At 68.9% G+C, this 17,402-nt stretch carries 20 protein-coding genes; 8 read left to right on the forward strand and 12 right to left on the reverse strand.

The annotated features are described in order from the left end of the window. Positions 1-15 precede the first annotated feature (15 nt). The 3 genes from ITJ57_RS03125 to ITJ57_RS03135 all read left to right on the forward strand — a co-directional run bounded on the left by ITJ57_RS03125 (position 16) and on the right by ITJ57_RS03135 (position 4,039). Positions 16-1,089, forward strand: coding sequence for an extracellular solute-binding protein (locus ITJ57_RS03125; protein WP_194668802.1), 1,074 nt, complete (start codon positions 16-18; stop codon positions 1,087-1,089). Beyond that, positions 1,090-2,112 (forward strand): ABC transporter ATP-binding protein, encoded by a 1,023-nt coding sequence (locus ITJ57_RS03130; protein ID WP_194668803.1) that lies wholly within the window; start codon positions 1,090-1,092, stop codon positions 2,110-2,112. A gap of 103 nt (positions 2,113-2,215) precedes the next feature. Beyond that, positions 2,216-4,039 carry an iron ABC transporter permease gene (locus ITJ57_RS03135; RefSeq protein ID WP_194670278.1) on the forward strand — a complete coding sequence of 608 codons (1,824 nt, stop codon included), beginning with the start codon at positions 2,216-2,218 and terminating at the stop codon, positions 4,037-4,039. 64 nt (positions 4,040-4,103) lie between these two features. Here ITJ57_RS03135 and ITJ57_RS03140 read toward each other — a convergent pair whose 3' ends face one another. The 3 genes from ITJ57_RS03140 to ITJ57_RS03150 form a co-directional block, all read right to left on the reverse strand. Then, positions 4,104-4,421 (reverse strand): transcriptional regulator, encoded by a 318-nt coding sequence (locus ITJ57_RS03140; protein WP_194668804.1) that lies wholly within the window; start codon positions 4,419-4,421, stop codon positions 4,104-4,106. After that, on the reverse strand, positions 4,418-4,930 hold the full coding sequence (locus tag ITJ57_RS03145; RefSeq protein WP_194668805.1) for a hypothetical protein: 513 nt from the start codon (positions 4,928-4,930) through the stop codon (positions 4,418-4,420). Before ITJ57_RS03145 ends, ITJ57_RS03140 begins: the two co-directional genes overlap by 4 nt. A gap of 67 nt (positions 4,931-4,997) precedes the next feature. Then, positions 4,998-5,540, reverse strand: coding sequence for a GNAT family N-acetyltransferase (locus ITJ57_RS03150; RefSeq protein WP_194668806.1), 543 nt, complete (start codon positions 5,538-5,540; stop codon positions 4,998-5,000). Positions 5,541-5,692: 152 nt separating this feature from the next. Between ITJ57_RS03150 and ITJ57_RS03155 the strand changes: the two genes are divergently transcribed. Next, positions 5,693-6,847, forward strand: a complete 1,155-nt coding sequence (locus ITJ57_RS03155; protein WP_194668807.1) for an epoxide hydrolase family protein — start codon at positions 5,693-5,695, stop codon at positions 6,845-6,847. Here the strand turns inward: ITJ57_RS03155 and ITJ57_RS03160 are convergent. Next, entirely contained in the window at positions 6,831-7,865 is a 1,035-nt protein-coding gene (locus ITJ57_RS03160) for a YafY family protein (RefSeq protein WP_194668808.1), read from the reverse strand. The genes ITJ57_RS03155 and ITJ57_RS03160 overlap by 17 nt on opposite strands. 46 nt (positions 7,866-7,911) lie before the next feature. Beyond that, positions 7,912-8,481 carry a TetR/AcrR family transcriptional regulator gene (locus ITJ57_RS03165; protein ID WP_194668809.1) on the reverse strand — a complete coding sequence of 190 codons (570 nt, stop codon included), beginning with the start codon at positions 8,479-8,481 and terminating at the stop codon, positions 7,912-7,914. Between the two features lie 105 nt (positions 8,482-8,586). On the opposite strand from ITJ57_RS03165, the gene ITJ57_RS03170 reads away from it, so the two are divergent. Beyond that, entirely contained in the window at positions 8,587-9,336 is a 750-nt protein-coding gene (locus ITJ57_RS03170; RefSeq protein WP_194668810.1) for an SDR family NAD(P)-dependent oxidoreductase, read from the forward strand. A 119-nt stretch (positions 9,337-9,455) separates the two neighbouring features. Here the strand turns inward: ITJ57_RS03170 and ITJ57_RS03175 are convergent, their stop codons facing one another. Together ITJ57_RS03175 and ITJ57_RS03180 are read right to left on the reverse strand one after the other, a co-directional pair. Further along, on the reverse strand, positions 9,456-10,460 hold the full coding sequence (locus ITJ57_RS03175) for a glycosyl hydrolase family 18 protein (protein ID WP_194668811.1): 1,005 nt from the start codon (positions 10,458-10,460) through the stop codon (positions 9,456-9,458). Positions 10,461-10,503: 43 nt separating this feature from the next. After that, the gene (locus ITJ57_RS03180) at positions 10,504-11,496 is read right to left on the reverse strand and encodes a YafY family protein (RefSeq protein ID WP_194668812.1); all 993 of its coding nucleotides are present in this window, start codon (positions 11,494-11,496) and stop codon (positions 10,504-10,506) included. A 90-nt stretch (positions 11,497-11,586) separates the two neighbouring features. On the opposite strand from ITJ57_RS03180, the gene ITJ57_RS03185 reads away from it, so the two are divergent. Continuing rightward, positions 11,587-11,952: a VOC family protein gene (locus ITJ57_RS03185; RefSeq protein WP_194668813.1), complete on the forward strand. Its 366-nt coding sequence runs from the start codon at positions 11,587-11,589 to the stop codon at positions 11,950-11,952. Positions 11,953-11,970: 18 nt separating this feature from the next. Here the strand turns inward: ITJ57_RS03185 and ITJ57_RS03190 are convergent, their stop codons facing one another. From ITJ57_RS03190 to ITJ57_RS03200, 3 genes are all read right to left on the reverse strand, one after another. Next, positions 11,971-12,333 (reverse strand): cupin domain-containing protein, encoded by a 363-nt coding sequence (locus ITJ57_RS03190; protein ID WP_194668814.1) that lies wholly within the window; start codon positions 12,331-12,333, stop codon positions 11,971-11,973. 84 nt (positions 12,334-12,417) lie between these two features. Then, positions 12,418-12,978, reverse strand: coding sequence for a GAD-like domain-containing protein (locus ITJ57_RS03195; RefSeq protein WP_194668815.1), 561 nt, complete (start codon positions 12,976-12,978; stop codon positions 12,418-12,420). A gap of 171 nt (positions 12,979-13,149) precedes the next feature. Further along, positions 13,150-13,638, reverse strand: coding sequence for an aromatic ring-opening dioxygenase LigA (locus ITJ57_RS03200; RefSeq protein WP_194668816.1), 489 nt, complete (start codon positions 13,636-13,638; stop codon positions 13,150-13,152). Between the two features lie 206 nt (positions 13,639-13,844). On the opposite strand from ITJ57_RS03200, the gene ITJ57_RS03205 reads away from it, so the two are divergent. Then, complete coding sequence (locus tag ITJ57_RS03205; protein WP_194668817.1) at positions 13,845-14,012, forward strand: hypothetical protein; 168 nt, start codon at positions 13,845-13,847, stop codon at positions 14,010-14,012. Between the two features lie 28 nt (positions 14,013-14,040). Here the strand turns inward: ITJ57_RS03205 and ITJ57_RS03210 are convergent, their stop codons facing one another. Then, the gene (locus ITJ57_RS03210; RefSeq protein WP_194668818.1) at positions 14,041-14,676 is read right to left on the reverse strand and encodes a response regulator transcription factor; all 636 of its coding nucleotides are present in this window, start codon (positions 14,674-14,676) and stop codon (positions 14,041-14,043) included. Beyond that, complete coding sequence (locus tag ITJ57_RS03215) at positions 14,673-16,412, reverse strand: GAF domain-containing protein (protein WP_194668819.1); 1,740 nt, start codon at positions 16,410-16,412, stop codon at positions 14,673-14,675. Before ITJ57_RS03215 ends, ITJ57_RS03210 begins: the two co-directional genes overlap by 4 nt. Positions 16,413-16,535: 123 nt before the next feature. Here ITJ57_RS03215 and ITJ57_RS03220 point away from each other — a divergent pair, with 123 nt between their 5' ends. Next, positions 16,536-17,387 carry a universal stress protein gene (locus ITJ57_RS03220; protein ID WP_194668820.1) on the forward strand — a complete coding sequence of 284 codons (852 nt, stop codon included), beginning with the start codon at positions 16,536-16,538 and terminating at the stop codon, positions 17,385-17,387. Positions 17,388-17,402: the final 15 nt, after the last annotated feature.

Raw genomic sequence — 17,402 nt, forward strand, 5'->3', positions numbered from 1 at the left:
CCCGAAAGGAATCCCGTGAAGCGTTCAGCGCCCCGTTCCCTCGCCATCGCAGCCCTCGTCATCGGTGCGCTCGGCCTCAGTGCCTGCTCCGCGGGAGGCGACGCTGGATCCGACGGTGGGGGCGACGCCTCCGGCCCCCTGATCGTCTACACGAACTCCAACGGCGACGGTCGCGGCGAGTGGGTCACCGCTGAGGCGAAGAAGGCCGGCATCGACATCGAGATCGTCGGCCTCGGCGGCGCCGACCTCGCGAACCGCATCGTGGCCGAGAAGAACAACCCCGTCGGCGACGTCGTGTTCGGGCTGAACAACATGTTCTTCGAGACCCTCAAGGCCGAGAAGGCCATCACCGCCTACAAGCCGGCCTGGTCCGGCGAGGTCGACCAGGCCTCGGGCGACCCGAAGGACGGTGCGTTCTGGCCGCTCGTCGAGCAGGCGATCGTCACCGTCTACGACACGAACACCATCCCCGAGGCCGACGCGCCGACCGAGCTCTCCGAGCTCTGGGAGGACTCGAAGTACCAGGGCAAGTACGAGGTCAACACCGTCCTCGGCCAGGCCACCCCGCAGCTCGTCCTCGCCGGACTGCTCGCCCCGTACAAGGACGCGGACGGCGACCTGGGCATCTCCGACAAGGGTTGGAAGGTCGTCGAGGAGTACTTCAAGAACGGTTCGCCCGCCGTCGAGGGCACCGACCTGTACGCCCGGCTCACCCGTGGCGAGGTCGACTTCGGCACGATCCCGAGCAGTGGCATCACGAGCCGCGACGCCGAGTACGGCACGAAGACCGGCGTCATCGCCCCGAAGTCGGGCGTGCCGTACGTGACCGAGCAGATCGCCGAGATCACGGGCACGAAGCGTGAGCAGCAGGCGCAGAAGTTCATCGACTGGTTCGGCAGCGCCGAGACGCAGGGTGCGTTCGCGAAGGAGTTCTCCGCCTACCCGGTGAACGAGAAGGCGAAGGCCGAGGCCCTCCCGGAGGTCGTCGCGCTCATCGACTCGCTGCCCAAGCAGGACATCGACTTCGAGTTCGTCCGCGAGAACATCGGAGCCTGGGTCGAGAAGACCGAGCTCGAGTACCTCCCGTAGATGATCACCTACGACGGCATCCAGGTCGCGTTCGGCGACCACCTGGCGATCCCGGACCTCAACCTGACGATCGAGGAGGGTGAGTTCTTCACCCTCCTCGGCCCGTCGGGCTGTGGCAAGACGACCGCGTTGCGCACCCTCGCCGGTTTCATCCAGCCGACGGCGGGCGAGCTGATCATCGGCGGCAAGACCGTCACCCGGCTGCCGAGCGAGCAGCGACGCGTCGGGATGGTGTTCCAGAACTACGCCCTCTTCCCGAGCATGAGCGTTCGGGAGAACATCGCGTTCGGGCTCCAGGTGCGGAAGACGAAGCGGCCGGAGACGACGAAGCTCGTCGACGAGATCGCCGAGCAGGTCGAACTCACCCCGGAACAGCTCGAGAAGAACGTCGCCGAGCTCTCCGGTGGGCAGCAGCAGCGCGTCGCCATCGCCCGCGCGCTCGTCCTCAAGCCGCGCATCCTGCTGCTGGACGAGCCGCTCTCGAACCTCGACGCGAAGCTGCGCGTGCAGTTGCGCGAGCAGCTGAAGCGACTGCAGAGCGAGCTCGGCATCACGACGATGTACGTGACGCACGACCAGGAAGAGGCGCTCACGATGAGCGACCGGATCGCCGTGTTCAACCAGGGCGTCGTGGAACAGCTGGGCACGCCGGAGGAGATCTACAACCACTCCGCCACCGAGTTCGTGGGCACGTTCATCGGCGCGATCAACCAGCTCTCCCCGGAGACGGTCCGGGCGCTGGCGGGTGCTGGTGCGCCCCTCGACCCGTCGGCGTCGGCGTACCTGCGGCTCGAGAAGGTCGCCGTGGTGGCGGCGGACGACCACCGCACGCCGCCGCCCGGTCTGGTCGCATTGCAGGGCACTATCGTGGAACGCTCCTACCACGGCGCGTACTCGACCTACACGGTCGAGGCCGTCGGTGGTCGGATCCGTGCCATGGTCGTGGAGAGCGGCACCGACGCCTTGAGCCCCGGGTCGCCCGCCGAGCTGCGCATCGACCCGAGCCACGTGCTCCAGTACTGAGGCCGACATGACCACCTCGACCCGTCCTGCAGCAGCCACGGACGCGGGCGCCGGCAAGCCCCGTCGTCGCCGACGTTCGGCGAAGCCCTCGACGCTCGGACCGATGTTCCGCTCGCCGCTCGCCATCATCGTGATCGTCGTCCTCACCTGGTTCGTCGTCACGTTCCTGCTGTTCCCGAACCTCAACCTCCTGGTGGGGACCTTCTTCCCCGACGGGAACTTCAGCGCCCGCGCGGTGGAGAAGCTGTTCAGCTCCGAGCGGGCCCTCAAGGCGCTCGCGAACAGCTTCCTCCTGGCTGTGACGCTGTCGGTCACGGTGAACGTGGTCGGGATCTTCATCGTCCTCGTGACGAAGTACTTCGTCGTGCGCGGGGCGCGAGTGCTCTGGCTCGGGTACGCGACGACCCTCATCTACGGCGGCATCGTGCTCGCCGCCGGGTACAACTTCATCTACGGTCGCTACGGCTTCGTCACCAACGCGGTGCGGAACGTGTTCCCGGACATCGACCCGAACTGGTTCTCGGGCTTCTTCGCCGTCGTCATCGTGATGACGTTCGCGACGACGACGAACCACATGCTCTTCCTCTCCTCGGCGCTCGCCAAGATCGACTACCAGACCATCGAAGCCGCCCGGAACATGGGCGCGTCGACGTGGACGATCCTGTGGCGCATCGTGCTCCCGGCACTCCGACCGATGATCTTCGCGGTGACGGTGCTGACGTTCCTCATCGGCCTCGGGGCACTCACCGCGCCACTCGTGCTCGGCGGTCCCGACTTCCAGACCGTCGCGCCGATGATCGTCACGTTCTCGAAGAGTTCCAGCTCGCAGGACCTCGCCGCGCTGCTCGCGATCATCCTCGGCCTGGCGACGATCGTGCTGCTGGCGATCATGAACCGCGTGGAGAAGTCCGGCGTGTACTTCTCGGTGGCGAAGGTCGCGACCCCACTGCAGAAGCAACGGATCCAGAGTCGCCTCGGCAGCGTGGTCGTGCACGTCGTGGCCTACCTGCTCTTCCTCCTGTACGTGACGCCGGTGCTGCTCATCGTGCTCTTCTCCTTCCTCGATTCGACAGCGATCCAGCGCGGCGTGATCACCCCCGGTGACTTCACGCTGGCGAACTACGTGACCGTGTTCGGGACCCCGTCGGTGCTCCGACCGTTCATCGTCAGCATCGTCTACAGCGCCCTCGCCTCCGTGATCGTCGTCGGCGGGCTGCTCTTCGTCTCCCGGATCATCCAGCGCTACCGCAACCGGGTCACGGCGACGTTCGAGTACCTGCTGCACATCCCGTGGATCCTGCCGACGATCCTGATCGCGCTCGGGCTCATCATGACCTTCGATCGGCCGAACCCGCTGCTCGGCGGTGCCGTCCTGACGGGCACGACCGTGCTGCTCCTCGTCGCGTACATCATCGTGAAGATCCCGTTCACGCTCCGCCTGCTGAAGGCCGCGTTCGCCGGGATCCCCGACTCACTCGAGGACGCCGCCCGGATCCTCGGCGCGAAGTCGCTGTTCACCTTCCGCAAGGTGCTCTTCCCGCTCGTGCTGCCGACGGCCGCGGCCATCACGGCGCTGAACTTCAACAGCCTGCTCGACGACTACGACGCCGCGGTGTTCCTGTATCAGCCGCTGTTCGAACCGCTCGGTATCGCGATCAAGGCGAGCACCGAGGGCGAGAACAACCTCGACTCGATGTCGATCACCTTCGTCTACACGGTGCTGCTCATGATCATCATGGGTGTCGCCATGTACCTCGTCTACGGGCGCTCGGCCGGCGGGCGTCGATCGCGGAACGGGTCGCGCGGATCCCGGGTGCGTCCGGTCGCCGCGGCGGCCACGGCGTCGACGCCCACCACCGCGACGACGACGGCGCCGACGGTCGGCGCGAGCCGCCCCGAGGAGGATCCCGGCTTCGACCGCCGGTGAGGTGTGGCTGTGCGGGCCGATCCTGACGGATCGCGCCGCCTGAGGGACCTGGCCGGGCTCCGGCTCACTCCACCGGGACCCCGGCGGCGATGCTCGACAGGGCGGCGAGGTGGGCTTCGAGGGCGGCCGAACCGGCGGGGGTGAGGGCGATCCAGGTGAGGCGGCGGGAATCGGTGCGTGTCGACGACCGTTCCTTGCGGAGGGCGATCAGCTCGGCGTCGGCCAGCACCTTCAGATGCTTCGAGAGCTTGGCGTCGTCGATGGCGAGGGCGTCGCGGACCACCGAGAACTCCAGTTCGTCGACAGAGCGGAGCAGTCCGCAGATCCGGAGCCGCAGGGGCGCATGGATCACCTCGTTGAAGGCGGGTGCCGGTGTGCTCATCGTGCGGGTCGCACCGTCGGGGCGGCGATCTCCTGGCGGAGCGCCTCGTCGTATCGGCGTCCGAGGACGACGGTCGCCACGAAGGTCACGCCGGCCGGGACGAGCGCCCACCAGGGCGAGACGTCGAGGAACTTGAACGCGATGCTGCAGGACATGGCGGCGACGAGCACGAGGAGCGTGGCCAGGAGCAGCCGTCGGCTCCGCGGGCCGGCCGGCTTCGTCACCACGACACCAGCCGTCCGGGCGTACGTCGTGGTCAGGACGGGGATCGCGGCGATCCCGAGGGCGATCGCACCCAGCGGCCACGCCCCGGGGAGGGCGTGCGCACCGGCGAAGACGGCGGTGATGAGTCCGAGCGCCGGGTGGTACCACCAGGGCGTGATGATGCGGGAGGCGAGGTGCTCCTGATCGCGGGTCATGTCGTCGAGCGCGGTCTGCGCCTCGGACGGCGACGTGCTGGATGATGCCGGGCGTCGGTCCGGCACGGGGTCCTCGAAGTGACTTTCCATGGTCGCAACTCTACGCCGAGGGTTGCGATCATCGCAAGTGACTGTGCCGCGGGCGCGCTCGGCCTGGCTACCGGCGTGCCTCCGGGGCGGACGACTCCCACCGGACTTCGCCGTCCTCGATCGTCGCCGTTGGCCGGAGGCCCTGCCGCTGCGCCACACGCTGGGAGGCCGTGTGCTCCGGGTGGATCGACGCGGCGAACCGCTCCACCCCGTTGGCCTGCAGCCAGGTGACCATCCGGCCGGCGGCCTCGGCTGCGAACCCGAGCCGCTGGTGGGTCGGGTCGATCACCCAGGCGATCTCGGCGAGCATGGCCTCGTCCACATCACCCTCGTCCGCTGCGCGCACCGTGGCCTGGACGAAGCCGATGAGGGTGTCGGTGTCGTGGCGGCGCACCATCCAGTTGAGCCATGCTTCGGAACCGTCCGCCGGTCCGCGCAGCTGCGACCGGTACCGCGCCGTGAGCGTGGCGAGCGACGGCGCTTCCCCACCCGTGAAGGTGTACAGGGCCGGGTCGGCGAGCACGTCGACCATCGCCGCGGCATGGTCGACCGAGAGCGCCTCCAGCGTGAGGCGTTCCGACGTCAGCGATTCGATCACGGGGAGGGGCATGCGTCGAGCTTGGCAGTCTCCTGGTGGACGGGCGTGCCGGCCCTGCGAACCTCTGCGCGTTTCGCGGCGGACAGGTGCTGTCCTCGTTCCTCCCTATCGTCGCCGGCGTGGTGCGGCTCATCGGAGCCCACCCGCGAGGGAAGGAAACCATGATGCACACCGACATCCACCCGTTCCGGATCGACATCCCGGAGGACGCGATCGACGAGCTCACGTGTCGACTCCGGGCCACCCGCTTCCCGCCGCCGCTGCCGGGCGACGACTGGTCGACGGGGGTTCCGGTCGACTACCTCCGCCGCGTGGTCGAGTACTGGACGGATTCCTTCGATTGGCGTGCGCAGCAGGAGGCGCTGAACGGGCTCCCGCAGTTCACGACGGTCATCGACGGGCAGACCATCCACTTCCTCCACGTCCGCTCGGCGGTCGACGGCGCGCTCCCACTGATGCTCACCCACGGCTGGCCGGGATCGTTCGTCGAGTTCCTGGACCTCATCGGCCCACTCAGTGACCCCGAGGCTCACGGGCGAGAGGCGGCTGACGCCTTCGACGTGGTCATCCCCTCGCTGCCCGGCTTCGGGTTCTCGACCCCCGTCGTCGAGGGCGGTTGGGATGCGGCGCGGATCGGGCGGGCGTGGGCGACGCTCATGGAGCGGCTCGGCTACGAGCGGTACGGCGTGCAGGGCAGCGATATCGGCGCGGCGGTGTCGCCACAGGTGGCGAGGGCAGCGCCGACGCGCGCGGTCGGCGTGCACGTCAACGGCTCGGTGGGGATGCCGCTGCAGGCACCGAGCGAGGCCGAGCTGGCGAGGTTCACCCCGCTGGAACACGACGGCCTCGCACGGGTCCAGGCCTTCATGCGGGACGAGTACGGCTACATCGCGATCCAGTCCACCCGGCCGCAGACGATCGGAGCGGCGCTCGTCGACTCACCCGTCGGCCTCCTCGCGTGGATGTTCGACAAGTTCCACGCGTGGACGGTGCCGCACGAGGCGCTCCCTGAGGCGATCGTCCCGCTCGATCGCCTGCTGACGAACGTCTCGCTGTACTGGTTCACCGAGACCGCCGGCACCGCCGCCTACGTCGGGTACGCGCAGCAGGCGGCGTGGGGTGCGGTCGACGAACCGTCCGGCGTTCCCACCGGCGTCATCATGTTCGCCCACGACGTCGGCATCCGTGCCTACGCCGAACGGGAGCACACCATCACCCGGTGGAGCGACGTCCCCGACCGCGGTGGCCACTTCGCCGCCCTCGAGGAACCGGAGGCGCTCATCGACGATCTGACCGCGTTCTTCAGACCGCTCCGGTGACCGGTCGCGGGTCGGTCTCCTGGGCCGGCCCGTCCGGAAGCGATGGGGCCGGGTTCGACCTGGCCGCCCGGCCCGCCTGCTCCGCCACCCTGCCGAATGCGGCCCGCAGGCCGTCGGGTTCGATGACCTCCACGTCTGCCTGCACCAGGAGCAACCACCGGGCGATCGCGTCGTAGCCGTCTGCGCCGGCGCGCACCACCGTGACCTCGGGGGACACCGCTTCGACGCTGCCCCACGCCGGCGCGACCCACCTGGCCACCGCCTCGATCGGGGCGTGGACGCGGACGGTGCCGGTGACCTGCTGCCAGCCGACGGTGAGCTGTCGGGTGACCCATCCCTCGACATCCCGATCGGGGAGCTGGCGTTCCCTCGTGGGCAGCTCAGTGGCCGCGAACTCCGAGATGCGGTCGACGCGGAACGTGCGCCACGCGTCGGCGTCGAGGTCGAAGGCGACCAGGTACCAGCGCCGTGCCGTGTTGACGAGTCGGTGCGGGTCGACGCGGCGCGGGGTCGAGGTGTCGTCCCGCCCCGTGTACGCGAACCCGACTCGGCGCCGCACCAGGCATGTCCTCGCGAGGTCGCCGAGGAGGCTGATGTCGACCGTCGGGTGGTCGATCGGCTCCAGGGCGTCCACGGGTGCGTCGAGGGTGACGGCTGCGATCGCGTCGACGATCCATCGGGCTCGAGGCGGCAGTGATGCGACGACCTTCGTGAGTGAACCGGCTGCGAGGGTCCCTTCGACGTCGTCCTGCCAGCGCCGGAGCGCAAGTGCGCAGGCGAGCGCCTCCTCGGTGGTCAGGTGGATCGGTGGCAGCACAGCGCCCGGTTCGATCGAATACCCGCCGTCGACACCGAGGCGCGTGTCGACCGGGTACCCGAGATCGCGGAGCCGTGCCACGTCGCGGCGCACGGTCCTCGTCGTCACGCCGAGGTCGTCGGCCAAGCGCTCGGTGGCCATGAACCCGTTCCGCTGGAGCAGCTCCAGCAGTCGGAACGTCCGTGACGTCGTATCCCACATGGACCAAGCATGCTCCAGGCCGAGGACACGCCCTGTCCTCGTGGGGTCAGGCGGCGGGGTGTCCTGTCACGGCCAGGTCAGGGCGGAGGCCCTCGAGCACGATCTGCAACATCACCGAACTGTCGGGGTCGTCGCTCGTCATTCGGGCCATACGAGCGGCGTGGGCGATGCCGCACAGGAGCAGCAGCACCTGGCCCGGGCCGACGTCCGGCCGCAGGTGACCGAGCGCGGCGGCGCGCTGCATCAGCGTCCCGAGGTCCTCGATCAACGCCGTCTGCAACTGCGTCGTCCGTTCCAGTGCCGTCTCCCGTCTCGAGACGACCTTCTCGAACAGGGGGTCTTCCACGAGGAGGCGGAAATGCGCGGAGAGCGCCCGATCGAGGTGCTCCGGACCGGCCTGGTGGAGGATCGTCGCAAGGGCGTCGAACCGGTCCCAGACCAGTGCCTCTTCGAGTTCGGCGACCGTCGCGAAGTGGCGATAGACCGTCCCGACACCGACGTCGGCCGCGTGGGCGACCGTGTTGAGGGCGGGCGTCTCCCCTGCGGCGACCAGGGAGCGAGCCGCCTCGAGGATGTGCAGCCGTGTCCGAGCAACGTCTCGCCGAGGGGTAGCCATCGTCACAGCGTACCCGGACCACCGTCTGGTGCGGATAGAGTATCCGTGCGGATAGGTTATCCGTTTCTGACTGAAAGGCCCATCGTGCCTCACTCCTCTCGCCCCGTGGCCGTCATCACCGGGGCCAGTTCCGGCATCGGCGCGCAATTCGCACGCAGGTATGCCGCCGAAGGGTTCGACCTCGTCCTGGTCGCCCGCTCCGGCCAGGCGTTGCGGACCCTGGCGGACGAGCTCGCCTCGGCCCACCAGATCGTCGCGCAGGTGCACGTCGCCGACCTGACCCGCACTGCCGACGTCGATGCGCTGGTCGCGGAGCTGAGCGATGGCCTCGTGCGCGTCGACCACCTCGTCAACTCAGCCGGAATCGCGCCCGAGGGGGATCTCTCGGACACTGCAGAGCGTGACCTTCGCGACCTGGTGGCGCTGAACGTGACGGCGCTCACGCTCCTGAACCGTGCGGCGGTCGTCCGCATGCGGGCGCAGCGCACGGGCACGATCATCAACATCGGCAGTGCGGCCGGCTATCAAGCGATGCCGCACTTCGCCGCGTACTCCGCGACGAAGTCCTACGTGATCAACCTCTCCGAGGCGCTGTCCGAGGAGAATCGGCCGTTCGGGCTCCGGATCTTCGCGGTCTCCCCAGGCGACACCGACACCGGCATGGGGTCCAATCCCTCGACCAACAAGCGCACGCCCGAGCAGGTCGTCGACACCGCGTGGCGCGCGATGCGCGGGGCGGCACCGTCGGTGGTCGACGGTGCCGCGAACAGCATCCTCGCCCTGGTGTCCTCGCGCGTCTTGTCGAAGCGGTTCGGTCTGCGGATCGCCGAACGGATGATGCGCCGCATGGTCTGAGCCTGGTCTCCGCGAGCGGTGATGACGCGGGTGGCCTCAGCTGGAGCTGGCGCGCCAGCAACGTTTCCGGGGGAGGGAGCGTCATCGCGTTCGTCGCCCTGATGCCGCCCGCCCACGGGTCAGCTGATCGGGTCGCCGAGGCTCAGCTCCCACACGGCGAGACCGTGCACGCCCTGCTGTGTCGCGAGGGCCTTCCGCAGGCCGAGGGTCTTGGCGTCGGACCACCAGATGACCGTGCCGTCGGCGAGCTTCGCGGTCCACTCCTGCTGCTTCGCGTCGAACGTCGCACGCTTCCCGGCCTTGGCGCGGGCTTGGGCGACGGTCAGCTGCACACCGTCGGTGCCGTCTCCCGGCCAGGTGTACGCGTACTCGGCGACACCGAGGTCGATCTTGTCTTTCGGGACCCCGGTCGCGATGAACGCGGTGAGGACGCTCTTCACCCAGGGGGCACCACCGATGGGGCCTGCCTTGGTCCAGGTGGGGCCGTGCTGGTCGTAGGCCATGAGGACGAATCGCCCGACGGAGGCGTTCAGGGCGCTCAGCTCGTAGCCCTCGTCCGCGTAGCCCGCTGCGGTGTCGGTCGCCATGAGGGCCATCGAGATGGTCGACGTGGCCGGGAGCGCGGCACGCAGTTCCGTCATGAAGCTCGTGAGACCGGCCGTGTGCGTGTGGTCGAGCGATTCGAGGTCGACCTGCACGCCGTCGAACCCGCCCCGCTCGACCCTGGACACGAGCGACGCGATGACGGCTTTCCGGTTCGCCATGCTGCTGAGGAGCTTGGTGGCGACGGCGGGGGAGAAGTCGCCCGCGGATGCGTCGAAGTTGCCGAAGAGGAGTTCGGTCTTCAGGCCGTGCCGCTTCGCCTCGGTGACCATGGCCGCGGCTTCCCTCGGGGTCGCTGTGACCTTCGCGCCGTTGGAGGACAGGTTGACGCCGTCGATCCCGACGAGCGAGAGGGCTGCGGCACTCGGGGCGAGGTGCTGCGCGCCTGACCCCGTCATGAGGTATCCCTCGATCGGCAGCCCCGCGGCGGCGTTCGCGGGGGTGGACACGAGGAGGGGGACCGCGAGCGCCGCGACCGTCAGCGCGACGAGGACGCTCCGGCGGTTCCGTCGGGTGTGCATGTCTGATTCTCTCGGTCCTCGGACGCGATCGGGCACCGGCGTCTCACTGCGGCGTCGGTTCGTGCGCTCCTGCCGGACTCGAAGCGGGTCCGTCGTCGTGCCGGCGGGCGAGGTCTGCCGCGAGTTCCGCGATGCGTCGACGGGCGGCTGCCGGGGCGAGCACGTCGATGTGATCCCCGAATTGCAGCAGCTGACGCACGGCTTCGACCTCGGGATAGGTGACGGTCAGGGTCTGCCAGCCGTCGCCGTCGACCGGTCCGGCTGGGTGTAGTCGACTTCCCAGGATGCGTGCGGCGAGGTCGAGTCGGCTTGCTCGGAGTCGGATGGTCACCACGACCTGCCCTGGGGCTTCCGTGCGCTCGCGGAGTCGGGTCCAGACCGAGCGCAGGTCTTGTCCGTCGGGCGTCACTGCCCGTCCGTGGAGTGCCTCGTACCGTTCGAGGCGATCGAGCGCGAAGAGCTTCGGCGTCCGGTCGTCATCGGCGACGAGGTACCAGCGGCCGGACTTCGACACCAGCCCATAGGGGTCGACATCGCGGGTGGTGGCGTGTTCGGCACCGCTTCGGCGGTAGTGGATCCGAAGCCGTGGGCGGGAGCGCAAGGTCATCGCCAGATCCGCGACGTCCGGCTCTCGAGTCTCGGCGGCGAGCCACCCCGAGTTCTCGACGATGACGAGCTCGGCCAGGTTCGCGCCTTCGTCCCCGGTGCGGCGGGCGGCGATCTTCCGCAGGGCCATGTCGTGAGCGGCCGCGATCCCCAGCTGTTCGCGCTGCGTGTCGTCGAGCCCGGCGACCGCCAGCGAATCCATCTCGGCGGGATCCAGATGTGATGCGTTCAGCCGAGCGCCGGGAAGGAGCACGATGCCGCCGTATCTGCCGCGTTCGGCGTACACGGGCACGCCCGCGGTCGAGAGGGCTTCGACGTCGCGGAGGATCGTCCGCGTGGAGACCTCCAGCCGCTCGGCCAGCTCGACGGTGGTCATGCGCTGCCGGGTCTGGAGGAGGAGCAGGAGGCTCAGGAGTCGGGCGGCCTTCATAGGATCAATGTTCTCGTGAAACCTGACAGGCCCTGTCGTGATTCGCCGATTGGCTGGGAACACCTCGATACACACCGATAGGAGATCTCCATGTCTGCACCGAACCTCTTTCTGATCCAGGTTCAGGACGCCCGAGCCGCCACCGCCTTCTACAGCGAACTGTTCGAGATCGAGCCGGTCTTCACGAGCCCGCGGTACGTGGCGTTCCCAGTGGCTCCGGGTGTCCTGTTCGCGCTCTGGACGGGTCGCAACGAGCACGCGGTACCCGGCACGCCGCGCACGTCCGAAGTGGGGCTCATGGTCCCCGGCTCGGGGTCCGCCGTCGACCAGCTGTTCGAGGAGTGGACGGCCAAGGGCGTCACGGTCGTCGAACCGCCGTACGACGACGTCTTCGGCCGGACGTTCGTCGTGACGGATCCTGACGGGAACGTGATCCGCGTGTCGCCCGTCGATTGACGGTCGTCTTCCTCGCTGTCAGGACGAGGAGCCCGCGGTGGGCGGCTCGCCCATGGTGAGCTCCGGTTCGATGCCGGCTGGCACCGGGAACCAGGCGAGGAAGGTGACGCCCTCGTCGGTCGCGTCGAAGCGGGTGATCGTCTCGTTCGCCGGTTCGTGGAAGGTGTCGCCGGCGCGCAGGACGGTCTGCTCTCCGGAGCCCACTTGGAAGAACACGGAACCCGATTCGACCACGCCGAAGACGGGCCCGTTGTGCCAGTGCGCGCCGGGGTGGACGTCCGCGGGGATGGTGATGCGGCGCACCTCGACGGAGGCGAAGGACGGCGCACCCTCCAGCTCCACGGTGGCCAGCGTTTCGCGGGTGATCGACGGAGTGCTCATGGGTCGATGATGTCATCGCGAGGTGCGGTGGACCAGGCACACGAGTGGTGACGATCCGGGGCAAGCGGAGCGTTCGGCTGTTCGTCAGTGGCCGATGACGCCCTGGAGGTCGACGGCGACCTGGATGGAGGCGATGGTCTCGCGCTTGCGCAGGTTCTCGACCGTGGCCGTGCCGCCCAACGAGAGCAGTGGCTCGAAGACGAACGACTGCTCGTAGGGGAGGTCACCGTGCGTCGCGACCGCCTCCGGGAAGATGTCCCAGTGCAGGGTGTCGGACAGCTCGTCGGGGCCGTCGAGATCCACCATGAAGAGGAAGTTGTCGACGGAGGTGTTCAGTCCCACCGTTCTCCCCTCGCGGAAGAGGATGCCGACGACACCGATGCTCGGCTCCCAGGTGATGAGGTCGCCGAGACCGGTGACCATGATCGGGATGGCGATGCCGTCACCCTGCGTCTTACCGATGCAGTCGCCGACCTGATCCTCGTAGCGCCTCGGGTCGATGACGCGCAGGAAGCCGTGACCGAAGGTGCCGTACCCGTAGCGTTCCCACACCTCGACGAGTTCCTCCGGGACGCGGCCCCGATACTCCTCGATGAGCTCTTCCGGGACGGGGCCGTGCGTGACGAAGTCGGAGATCTCAACCATGATGTCCAAGTTACCGGGCGCGTGCCCGTGGCGGTCCGCGGGACCAGGCCTCCTACGGCGCCCCGACCGCATCCGCCAGGGCATCGGAACAGGACAGCGGAACGCGACACCCGTCGAGGGTGCCGCGCTCCGCCACGACTGGCTCCGCCACGACTGACGAGGGGACAGGCCTCAGAGGTTCGTCTGCGGTGCCGCCACCTGGACGGCACGGCTGAGTGCCGTCGTGGCCCAGCCCAGGAGGGCGAGGATGATGCCGACCCCGATGGCGAAGACGGCGACGCCGAACGACACGACCGAGGTGAAGAGCGAAGCGCGGAGGAACGAGGCGTCCATCACGGTCGCTCGGATCGGGTCGTCCTTCTCGAGCTGTGCGTACGTCTTGCCGTCCGCCATCGCGGTGGCGTGCATGTTGATCGCGTCAGCCTGCGCCAACGCGCTGAACGGGCCCGTCACCGGTGCGTTGGCGAGGAACGCTGCGTCCTCGCTCACCGTGATGTGCTGGTCGGCGAGCTGTGAACTGACGACGCCCCACACCACGCCGCCTGCGACGATCATGACGATTCCGGCGACGATGGCGAGGATTCCAGCCCACCGGGCGAGCAGGCGAGTGCGGGACGTGAGCGTGGTGGCTGCAGCGCTGTTGGTGGTCGTGGTGCTCATGGTGTGTGCTTCCTGTTCGTTCTGCGCGGACGGGGGAGGGGCGGCGCCTTCGAAGACCATCGTCGTCGCTCGTCGTTCGCGAGGTGAGGGCCGAAAGTCCCATGGGTTTTCGGACGCTGTTCGACGGGGCGGAGGGTCGAACGGCCCTACCGCGGCAGGTCCGCGCGCGGTTGCCTGAGAGGACACGACGACAGATCGAGGAACGCATGACGGTACGAACGGTGGACACCGCACGATGGCAGCAGCTGTGCCACGCCACCCGCGAGCGACTCGCACGCAAGGGCACGCTCGACCGACACCGCGACGGCAAGATCGACGGGGCCGCGGCGCCAGACGGTCCTCCGCCGGAGATCGGCCGCCGTTCAGCTCCGTGACCGCGCTTACCCTTCGAGGCCGCCCACCTCAGGGCCTCGGACGATTGGTGTGCGTGAGCCCGTACACCGCAGCCTGAGTCCGCCGCTCCACACCGATCTTGCCGAGCAACCCCGACACGTAGTTCTTCACCGTCTTCTCGGCGAGACCGAGATCCACCCCGATCTGCCGGTTCGTCATGCCTTCGGTGATGCGCGACAGCACCTGACTCTCGCGCAACGTGAGACGCGCCTCGTCGGTCGCGGGGTGATCGAGCAGTCGTCTGCGTGCACGAAGCACGAGTTCCGCGTCCATGAGCTGGGCGCCGGCGCTCACCTGGCGGATGGCGCTCACGAGACCGGCGCCGCGGATGTCCTTCAAGAGCCACCCCTGCGCTCCCGCGAGCACGGCGGCCTGCTGGGCGTCGTCGTCGTCGAACGCGGTGAGCATGATGCAGGGGAGTTCCGGATGAGCCGAGCGGATGTCGCGGCAGGCGTCCACCCCCGATCCGTCCGGAAGCCGCACATCGAGCACCACCACGTCGGGGGTCGTCGCGTCGACCCGGGAGACCGCGTCGTGGACCGTGCCGGCTTCTCCGACCACCGTCAGGTCCGGTTCGCGTTCGATGACGTCGATGACGCCCCGTCGCACCAGCTCGTGGTCGTCGAGGAGGAAGACACGGATCATCGGGAGGATTCCTTCGAGGGTTCAGGGAGCGGCGCTCGCCAGATCAGGACGCTGCCGCGCTCGGCGCCGGGGGTCAGGTCGCTCGATCCGCCGTGCGAGGCCGCCCTCGCGGCGAGATTGGCGATACCGCTCGCCGCGCGAGGACCGTCGTCGCCGAGCCCGAGCCCGTCATCGGTGACGCGCACCACGAGGACGGACGAGCTCGCCGATCGCGTCGCACTCGGTTCGATCATGATCGAGACGGCGACCGAGGTCGCCTGAGCGTGACGAGCGGCGTTCGACAACCCCTCGCGGACGACCGCCTCGACGTCGTCGAGCAGCACGCCCGACACCAGGAGGTCCACCTCCCCGTCGAAGATGATGCGCGGCGACGTCGGGAAGGAACCGGCCGCTTCACCGACGACATCGAGGAGACGGTGACGCGCGACGGCTTCCGGTCGACGTGTCGATCGGAGGGCGAACACGGAGGTCCGTATCTCGGAGATCGCCTCGTCGAGGAGGTCGGAGATCCCGTCCACGCGAGCGCGCGCCGACGTCGGGAGGGCGTGCAGGTCCAAGCCGTTGAGCGCCAGGCCGGCCCCGAACAACCGTTGGATGACGTTGTCGTGCAGGTCGCGGGCGATCCGCTCCCGATCCTCCAGGAGCGTGACGCGTTCCCGTGACTCACGGGCGCTTCGGAGCTCCAGAGCGACACTCGCTTGTGCGGCGAAGTCCGTGATCATGTCGAGGTCCAGCTCGACGAACCGCGCAGAACCGGTGGGGCGGGCCACGAGGAGGACGGAGTCGGCACCGCCTGGCCGGGCCAGGGGCACGATCATGGCACTGCCGGTGAAGTCGCTCTGGTCTGGTGACCCGGGACGGGGAAGGCCGAGGGACAGGGCCGGGTTCCCCGAGGCGATGACCTGTGCTGCCGGTGTCGATGCGGCACTGAAGACGCGTCCGAGGTACGCCTCCGCGTCGTCACCCCACGCCATGTCGGTGGCGAACGCGTCGGAGTCGGTGCGGGCGACCAGCGCCACCACGGCGGCCCCGGTCAGGCGTATGACGGAGGCGGCGATCAACCCGAGCGGGTCCGCACCGTCCTGATCGAGGAGCGCGGAGGACACTTCGGCCGAAGCGAGCGCCCAGCGCTGTCGGCGTTGCGATTCGCCGAACAGCCGCGCGTTGTCGATCGCGACGCCTGCAGCGCCGGCCAAGGCCTGCAGGAGCTCCTCGTCCTCAGCGCTGAACGGGCCGTCCGCCCGCTCGGTGAGGTAGAGATTGCCGAACACCTGTCCTCGGACCTGGATCGGCACACCCAGGAAACTCTCCATCGGGGGGTGCCCGTCGGGGAAGCCGACGAACCGGTCGTGGTCGGCGAGGTGGTCGAGACGCACCGGGCTCGGGTCGTCGATGAGCGCGCCCAGGACACCGAGCCCGCGGGGGAGATGACCGATCGACCGTGCCGCCTCCGGGTCGATGCCGACGTGGATGAACTGTTCGAGCATCCCATCCGGCCCGATGACCCCGAGAGCACCGAACCGTGCGCCGGCGAGATCGACGGCCGCTTGCGTGATGCGCCGCAACACGACCTCCACATCGAGGTCTTCGGAGATCGCGCGTGTGGCCGAGAGGAGGTCGCGGAGCCGCCCCTGCGTCTGGAGCACGCTCTGCGCCTTCTGGACCAGCTCGTCGATGGCCTTCTCGAGTTCCGACCTCGGCAGCTCCGGAAAGCCGATGGATGGGTCCGTGCGCACAGGGCTCCTTGGGAAGGGTTCGATCCGATGGGACTTCCGGCCCTATGGCAGGCGCTCGCGTCGCTGAAGAGTTGAATCTACCAGCACCGTCAGAACGAGGGGAGAACGACTGTGGAAGAGGCAATGACGCTGCCGCAGCGGGCACAGATGACGGTGAGCGGACCGCCGAGCGAAGGACGCGGTCGATGCGTCGTCGGGTTCGACGGATCCTCGGCAGGGGTCGCGGCGCTCGACTGGGCCGTCACCTGGGCAGCGCGGAACCACCGTGACCTGCACCTGGTGGGGGTCGTCGACGACGACGCCGGAACCATGAGTGGCACCAGCGCGAGCGACAGCGACCACGCACGTGCACAGTTGTTGTCGGAGACGGTCGCGCTCTTGACGCAGCAGCACCCCGGAATCACCGTCACAACCCGGCTCATCACCGGGCCGGTCGCTGCATCGCTGGCGGCCGCCGCTCGACCCGGCGACCTCGTCGTGATCGGGTCGGACAAGACGGGATACGCGCACGGACGACTCTTCGGCGCTCGCAGTGTTCAGCTCGCCGCCCTCGTACCCGGTCCGCTCACGGTCGTCCCCGCAGCGGATCTCCGATTCCGAGCCGGCGTCCTCGTGGCGATCGACGGGACGCCGGAGTCCTCGCGTCTGGCCCGCGCCGGTGCCGAGGAGGCCGTGGCTCGACAGTGCGCCGTCGCCCTCGTCCATGCCATCGCCGTCGACGCCACGTCCGAGCGACGGCAGCTGGGCGAGGCTGTCCTGCGTGAGGCGTTCGAGGCGGCTCGAGCAGTGGCACCCGGGCTCCAGATCAGCCGCCACCTGGCCAACCGGCGACCCGCTGAGGCGATGCTCAACCTCGCACGGGATCGTGCGCTCCTCGTCATGGGTCGTTCCCGTCGCAACGCCGCGCCCGGAGTCGGGGGCACCCTGCACGAGGTGCTCATCAACGCGAACGTCCCCGTCATGGTCCTGCCCTGACATCCGTCCCTCCAC

Origin of the sequence: Plantibacter sp. VKM Ac-2880, assembly GCF_015351235.1 — a bacterium.
GTDB lineage: Bacteria > Actinomycetota > Actinomycetes > Actinomycetales > Microbacteriaceae > Plantibacter.

What these genes read in the sequence shown, in the direction of transcription:
- ITJ57_RS03130 (WP_194668803.1), top strand. Translation starts at nt 1,090, where the DNA reads ATGATCACCTACGACGGCATCCAGGTCGCGTTCGGCGACCACCTGGCG.
- ITJ57_RS03135 (WP_194670278.1), top strand. Translation starts at nt 2,216, where the DNA reads ATGTTCCGCTCGCCGCTCGCCATCATCGTGATCGTCGTCCTCACCTGG.
- ITJ57_RS03140 (WP_194668804.1), bottom strand. Translation starts at nt 4,421, where the DNA reads ATGAGCACACCGGCACCCGCCTTCAACGAGGTGATCCATGCGCCCCTG.
- ITJ57_RS03145 (WP_194668805.1), bottom strand. Translation starts at nt 4,930, where the DNA reads ATGGAAAGTCACTTCGAGGACCCCGTGCCGGACCGACGCCCGGCATCA.
- ITJ57_RS03150 (WP_194668806.1), bottom strand. Translation starts at nt 5,540, where the DNA reads ATGCCCCTCCCCGTGATCGAATCGCTGACGTCGGAACGCCTCACGCTG.
- ITJ57_RS03155 (WP_194668807.1), top strand. Translation starts at nt 5,693, where the DNA reads ATGCACACCGACATCCACCCGTTCCGGATCGACATCCCGGAGGACGCG.
- ITJ57_RS03160 (WP_194668808.1), bottom strand. Translation starts at nt 7,865, where the DNA reads ATGTGGGATACGACGTCACGGACGTTCCGACTGCTGGAGCTGCTCCAG.
- ITJ57_RS03165 (WP_194668809.1), bottom strand. Translation starts at nt 8,481, where the DNA reads ATGGCTACCCCTCGGCGAGACGTTGCTCGGACACGGCTGCACATCCTC.
- ITJ57_RS03175 (WP_194668811.1), bottom strand. Translation starts at nt 10,460, where the DNA reads ATGCACACCCGACGGAACCGCCGGAGCGTCCTCGTCGCGCTGACGGTC.
- ITJ57_RS03180 (WP_194668812.1), bottom strand. Translation starts at nt 11,496, where the DNA reads ATGAAGGCCGCCCGACTCCTGAGCCTCCTGCTCCTCCTCCAGACCCGG.
- ITJ57_RS03185 (WP_194668813.1), top strand. Translation starts at nt 11,587, where the DNA reads ATGTCTGCACCGAACCTCTTTCTGATCCAGGTTCAGGACGCCCGAGCC.
- ITJ57_RS03190 (WP_194668814.1), bottom strand. Translation starts at nt 12,333, where the DNA reads ATGAGCACTCCGTCGATCACCCGCGAAACGCTGGCCACCGTGGAGCTG.
- ITJ57_RS03195 (WP_194668815.1), bottom strand. Translation starts at nt 12,978, where the DNA reads ATGGTTGAGATCTCCGACTTCGTCACGCACGGCCCCGTCCCGGAAGAG.
- ITJ57_RS03200 (WP_194668816.1), bottom strand. Translation starts at nt 13,638, where the DNA reads ATGAGCACCACGACCACCAACAGCGCTGCAGCCACCACGCTCACGTCC.
- ITJ57_RS03205 (WP_194668817.1), top strand. Translation starts at nt 13,845, where the DNA reads ATGACGGTACGAACGGTGGACACCGCACGATGGCAGCAGCTGTGCCAC.
- ITJ57_RS03210 (WP_194668818.1), bottom strand. Translation starts at nt 14,676, where the DNA reads ATGATCCGTGTCTTCCTCCTCGACGACCACGAGCTGGTGCGACGGGGC.
- ITJ57_RS03220 (WP_194668820.1), top strand. Translation starts at nt 16,536, where the DNA reads ATGACGCTGCCGCAGCGGGCACAGATGACGGTGAGCGGACCGCCGAGC.